The sequence below is a fragment of the Allobosea sp. CER48 genome (genome assembly GCF_044752385.1).
Classification (GTDB): Bacteria; Pseudomonadota; Alphaproteobacteria; order Rhizobiales; family Beijerinckiaceae; genus Allobosea.
Window position 1 is genome coordinate 1 of the sequence record NZ_JBIWYK010000182.1, and the last position, 6,133, is coordinate 6,133.

At 66.3% G+C, this 6,133-nt stretch carries 4 protein-coding genes; all 4 read left to right on the forward strand.

Going from position 1 to position 6,133, the window contains the following annotated elements:
• Positions 1-1,069, forward strand: a 1,069-nt coding sequence (gene dxr, locus ACIPIA_RS08770; RefSeq protein WP_400508620.1) for a 1-deoxy-D-xylulose-5-phosphate reductoisomerase, incomplete at its 5' end; no start/stop codon positions are given.
• Positions 1,070-1,195: 126 nt separating this feature from the next.
• Entirely contained in the window at positions 1,196-2,344 is a 1,149-nt protein-coding gene (rseP, locus tag ACIPIA_RS08775) for an RIP metalloprotease RseP (RefSeq protein WP_400508622.1), read from the forward strand.
• A 216-nt stretch (positions 2,345-2,560) separates the two neighbouring features.
• Positions 2,561-5,071, forward strand: a complete 2,511-nt coding sequence (bamA, locus tag ACIPIA_RS08780; protein ID WP_400508624.1) for an outer membrane protein assembly factor BamA — start codon at positions 2,561-2,563, stop codon at positions 5,069-5,071.
• Positions 5,072-5,107: 36 nt separating this feature from the next.
• The coding region (gene lpxD / locus ACIPIA_RS08785; protein ID WP_400508626.1) for a UDP-3-O-(3-hydroxymyristoyl)glucosamine N-acyltransferase at positions 5,108-6,133 on the forward strand (1,026 nt) is incomplete at its 3' end.

Here is a 6,133-nt window from a genome sequence, read left to right on the forward strand (position 1 = left end):
CACGGATGCGGTGGGGCTCGCACAGGTCGCGATCGAGACGCATGCCTCTTTCGCTGCCTTGGCGGACGAGGCCGGCGGCGCCGCATTGCGCGACGCGCTGGCCGGCACCGGCATCGCCTGCGGAGCAGGGCGCTCGGCCGTGCTCGAGGCGGTCGCGCGCCCGGCAGATATCGTTGTCAGCGCGATCTCCGGGGCGGCGGGGCTGGAGGCGACCTTTGCCGCGCTGATGCCCGGACGGACGATCGCGCTCGCCAACAAGGAGAGCCTGGTCTGCGCCGGCGAAGCTGTTATGGCGCGCGCGGCGGCGGTCGGCGCGCGCCTGTTGCCGCTCGATTCCGAGCACAATGCGCTGTTCCAGGTGCTCGGCGCCGAGCCGCTTTCGGCGATCCGCTCGATGACGCTGACCGCGTCCGGCGGCCCCTTCCGGACCTGGAGCGCGGATAGGATCGCCGCGGCCCGTCCCGAGGATGCGCTGAAGCATCCGAATTATGCGATGGGCGCCAAGATCACCGTCGACTCCGCCAGCATGATGAACAAGGGGCTCGAACTCATCGAGGCCCGCTTCCTTTTCGGGCTGGAGGCCGGCCAGCTCGACGTGCTCGTCCACCCGCAGCAGATCGTCCATGGGCTGGTCACCTTCCGGGACGGTTCGGTGAGCGCCGGCATGGCCGTGCCGGATATGCGGGTGGCGGCGGCCCATTGCCTGGGCATCGACGGGCGTCTCGACGCGCCGCCGGCCCGGTTCCTGGATCTTGCTACGTCGGCGCCGCTCAGTTTCGAGCGGCCGGATCTCGAACGCTTCCCGGCGCTTGGCCTCGCCATGGCGGCGCTGCGCGAGGGCGGCGCGATGCCGGCGATCCTCAACGCGGCGAACGAGGTGGCCGTTGCCGCCTTCCTTTCCGGGCGCTTGCGCTTTTCCGGCATCGCCGCACTGGTCGAGGCCGTCTGCGCCTCTGCTCCGGCCAGGGCCGGCGCGCTGCAGGATGTCACAGCGGCGCTTGCCGTTGACCACGATTCGAGACGTCGGGCTGCCTCGCTCTTGTCGCAAGCGTCGTTCACTGTCACCTAGAGCATCAGGAAGGCATCACGATCGGTGCGATCCAGGCTGGCCGGGCGAGCCCCAGAGCCGCTTGGACCGGGATCGGGATGCGCGCGGGATCGGCAAGGCCGCCAGGTGCGGTGAACGGAGAGTTCGATGGAATTTGCGGCGTCGCTCTGGAGTGCCGGGCATCTTGTGCTGGGTTATCTGGTGCCGTTCCTGTTCGTTCTCACCATCGTCGTTTTCGTTCACGAGCTCGGGCATTTTCTCGTCGGCCGCTGGTGCGGCGTCGATGTCCACACCTTCTCGATCGGTTTCGGCCGTGAGCTGTTCGGCTTCAACGACCGCCACGGGACGCGCTGGCGCTTCGCCCTGATTCCGCTGGGCGGCTACGTCAAGTTCTCCGGCGATGCCGATGCGGCGAGTTCTCCCGACGATGCGGCCGTGAAACGGATGACGGCTGATGAGCGCGCCCGCTCGCTGCCGGCCCAGTCGGTCGGCGAACGGGCTGCGATCGTCGCGGCCGGGCCGATTGCCAATTTCCTGCTCGCGATCCTGATCTTCGCCGGCACGAGCTTCTTCTTCGGCAAGCAGGTGCTGATCCCGCGCGTCGATGGCGTGGTCGCCGGAAGCGCGGCCGAGCGCGCCGGGTTGATGGCGGGCGATCTCGTCGTCGCCATCGACGGGCAGAAGGTCACGAGCTTCACGGACATGCAGCGCATCATCTCGGCCCGGCCGGAGGAGCGCCTGTCGATAACGGTCGAGCGCAGCAGCGGTACGCTGGACCTGCCGGTTACCCCGGCGCTGCAGGAGATGAAGACGCCGGTCGGCACGCAGCGCATCGGGGTCATCGGGGTGAAGGCCTCTGCGAAGCCCGAGGACTGGACGACGCAGCATTTCGGCGTCGTCGATTCCCTCGGCATGGGCGTCTCGGAAACCTGGTTCGTGGTCACCCGGACCTATGACTATATCGCCAAGCTCGTGCGGGGCCGCGAATCCACCGATCAGCTCTCGGGCCCGATTCGGATCGCTCAGGTCTCCGGCCTCGTCGCCTCCAGCGGCGGCCTGCTCGGCCTGATCAATCTCGCGGCGATTCTGTCGGTTTCGATCGGGCTGATGAACCTCCTTCCGGTGCCAATGCTCGATGGCGGCCACCTGATGTTCTATCTCTACGAAGCGCTGCGGGGCCGCCCCCTCAGCCCGCGCGCGCAGGAGATCGGCTACCGTCTGGGGCTCGCGCTGGTGCTGATGTTGATGCTGTTCGTGACCTGGAACGACATTGTCCACGTGCGCGGAATGCTCTGAAAGCGCGGTGGCTGCGGCACTTTACGGCGGAAACACGGCGGGCCGCGTGGCCCGTCGGCAACGAGATCGTTAAAAATCCTTTGTTAACGATGATCGCGGTTTGCACCCTGCCGGAAACTTTGTAGAAGCGTTTGGACTGCAATGTCCCCGTGCTGCCGTCTCCCGATGGCGGCCCCCGCATGGGGTGGTGACCAGAGATATGGAATAGGCGACCCGATGACGTCGACCCAACAGAGCCGGCCGACCAAACTGCGGCTCTCTCGATCGATCGGACTTTCGGCTTTGATGCTGGCCGTGAGTGGTGGTGTGGCGTTCGCGCAGGCCGTGGTCGTCCACGGCAACCGGCGCGTCGATGCGGAGACGATCCGCTCCTACACTGTCGGGCGGGAGAGTCCCCAGGAGATTCGCGAGAGCCTTCTCGCCACGGGCTTGTTCAGCAATGTTCAGGTCAGCCGTCGTGGTTCCCAGACCGTCGTGACGGTCCAGGAGCAGAACGGCACCGTCAACCGCGTCGCCTTCGAGGGCAACCGCCGCCTGAAGAGCGACCAGCTCGCGCCGCTGGTTCAGTCGCGCGCCGGTGGCCCGCTCAGCCAGGCGCTGATCAATTCCGACGTCGATCGTCTCCGTGAGGCCTATCGCCGGGCTGGCTACGGCCTGTCCTCGGTTACCGGCCGTATCGCGCCGCTGCCGAACGGCCGCCAGGACGTCGTCTTCACCATCAACGAGAGCGGCAAGACCGGCATCAAGTCGATCAACTTCAGCGGCAACGAGGCCTACTCGTCCGGCCGGCTGCGCGGCCTGATGTCGTCGACCGAGTCGAACTTCCTCAGCTTCATCAAGACGTCCGACGTCTATGATCCCGATCGCGTCAGCTCCGATCTCGACCTGATCCGCCGCTTCTATCTGAAGAACGGCTATGCCGACTTCCAGATCGTCAACAATACCGCGCGTTTCGACGAGACGGCCGGCGGCTGGGTCATCGACATTCAGATCGAGGAAGGCCCGCAGTACAAGGTCGGCAACGTCGCGGTCGACTCCGCGCTTCGCGATGTCGATCAGGCGGCGCTCCAGCGTTATGTCGCGACGTCGGCGGGCGACACCTACAATGCCGAAGCGGTCGAGAAGTCGCTCGTCGCCCTGACGACCGAAGTCGCACGCCGCGGCCATGCCTTCGCCCAGGTTCGCCCGCGCGGTGACCGGGACGCGTCCGGCCGCACGATCGGCATCACCTATGTCGTCGACGAAGGTCCGCGGGTCTATGTCGAGCGCATCAACGTGCGCGGCAACACGCGTACCCGCGACTATGTCGTTCGTCGCGAGCTCGATCTCGGCGAGGGCGACGCCTACAACAAGGTGATGATCGACCGCGCCGAGCGTCGTCTCAACAATCTCGGCTTCTTCAACAAGGTCCGCATCACCAACGAGCCGGGTTCGGCGCCCGACCGCGTCGTCGTCAACATCGATGTCGAGGACAAGGCGACGGGCTCGTTCTCGATCGCCGGCGGTTACTCCACGTCGGATGGCGTCATCGGCGAGGTCTCGCTGTCGGAGTCGAACTTCCTCGGCCGCGGTCAGTTCGTCCGCATCGCCGGCACGCTCGGCCAGCGCACGCAGGGCATCGACTTCTCGTTCACCGAGCCCTACTTCCTGGGCTATCGCGTGGCGGCCGGTATCGACCTGTTCTCGAAGTTCAACGACAACTATAACACCGGTCGTTTCGAGAGCCGCGTGACCGGTGGTCAGGTGCGCTTCACCTTCCCGATCACGGAAGAGTTCTCGGTCACGCCGCGTTACTCGCTGTACCAGACCGATATCGATATCCCGAACGATATCAACCGTCCGTACAACGACTGTACCTTCCCGATCCCGGGGATCACCCCGACGGGCGGCGCGAATACGCTTTATAACTGCGTCACCAACGGTGAGGCGACCGTCGCGGTCAAGGAAGCGCAGGGCAGCACCCTGACTTCGCTCGTCGGCCTGAACTTCAACTACAACTCGCTCGACAGCGTGCAGACCCCGCGCAACGGCTTCATCGCCGAGCTGAAGCCGGAGTTCGCCGGCCTGGGCGGCGACTCGAAGTTCCTGCGTATCGCGGCCGACGCCCGGTACTATCGCGAGATCTTCGACGATGTCGTCGGGTTCGTGCGCGTTCAGGGCGGTCACGTCCAGGCGACCAGCGGCAACCTGCGCATGGTCGATCACTACTTCCTCGGACCGACCCTGGTGCGCGGCTTCGCGCCCTCCGGCATCGGCCCGCGCGACGTGCTGAACGACCCGACCGCGAACGCCGTCGGCGGCACCACCTATTTCGGCGGCTCCGTCGAGGTTCAGTTCCCGATCTGGGGCCTGCCGCGCGATGTCGGTCTGCGCGGCGCGCTGTTCGCGGATGCCGGTACGCTGTTCAACTACGACGGCGGTTCGAGCGTGATCACGAACCCTGTGTTCGGCGGTTGCCCGGCGGGCTCGGAGGCGCGTCAGTTCAACATCGTGACCGGCGGGGCTCAGAGCAATATCGCCTGCGTTCGCGACAAGAACATCCTTCGGTCGTCTGTCGGCGCGAGCGTGCTGTGGCAGTCTCCGCTGGGCCCGATCCGGTTCGACTACGCCTACGCCATTACGAAGGACGAGGGGCAGTGGGGCGTCAACCCGGCGACCGGGATCGCCGGCAAGTACGGCGGCGATCGTCTCCAGGCGTTCCGTTTCTCGGGCGGCACTCGCTTCTGACGTGGTGGGGCCTCGCGCCCCGCTCCGGACCTGATCATGGCAGAGCCAATCTTCTTTCACTTGGCGACCTCGCTCGATTTCGGCGAGGTCGCAGGCATTTCCGGGGCCGAGTTGCCGGCCGGCGTCGATGCGTCGCGCCGGATCGAGGGCGTGGCCGCGCTGGAGACGGCGGGTCTGAACGATCTCGCCTATATGGACAATCCGAAATACACCGATGCCCTGGCGGCGACGAAGGCCGGGCTTTGCCTCGTGTCGCCACGCTTTGCCGAGCGTGTGCCGGCGGGCACGGTCGCTCTGGTCACGCCGGCGCCTTATCATGCCTTCGCCAAGGTAATGGCGCGCTTCTTTCCGGCAGCGCTGCGGCCTGAATCCGTATTCGCCTCTCAAGGCGTGGCACCGGGAGCCATCGTTCATCCCACCGCCGTTCTCGAGCCGGGCGTCACCGTCGATCCCGGCGCGGTGATCGGTCCAGGGGCCGAGATCGGGGCGGGCACGGTCGTGGCCTCGCATGCGGTGATCGGTCCGCAGGTCCGGATCGGCCGGAACTGTTCGATCGGTTCGGGCAGCACCATCCAGTCCACCCTGATCGGCAATCGCGTCATCGTTCATCCCGGCGCTCGCATCGGCCAGGACGGGTTCGGTTTCGCGATGAGCCCCAAGGGGCACATGAAGGTGCCCCAGATCGGGCGCGTGATCATCCAGGATGATGTCGAGATCGGCGCCAACACCACGATCGACCGCGGCGCGAGCCGAGACACGGTGATCGGCGAGGGTACCAAGATCGATAACCTCGTCCAGATCGGCCACAACTGCGTCATCGGGCGCCATTGCGTTATCTGTGCCCAGGTCGGCCTCGCCGGTTCCTCGACGCTCGAGGATTTCGTCGTGCTTGGTGGCCAGGTTGGGCTAGCCGGGCATCTCACGGTAGGGGCGGGCGCCCAGATCGCGGCGCAGAGCGGTGTTGCCGGCGATGTTCCGCGTGGCGCGCGCTATGGCGGATATCCCGCGCAGCCGGCTCTCGGATGGGCGCGCGAGGCGGCCCTGCTCAAGGCACTCGTCGCC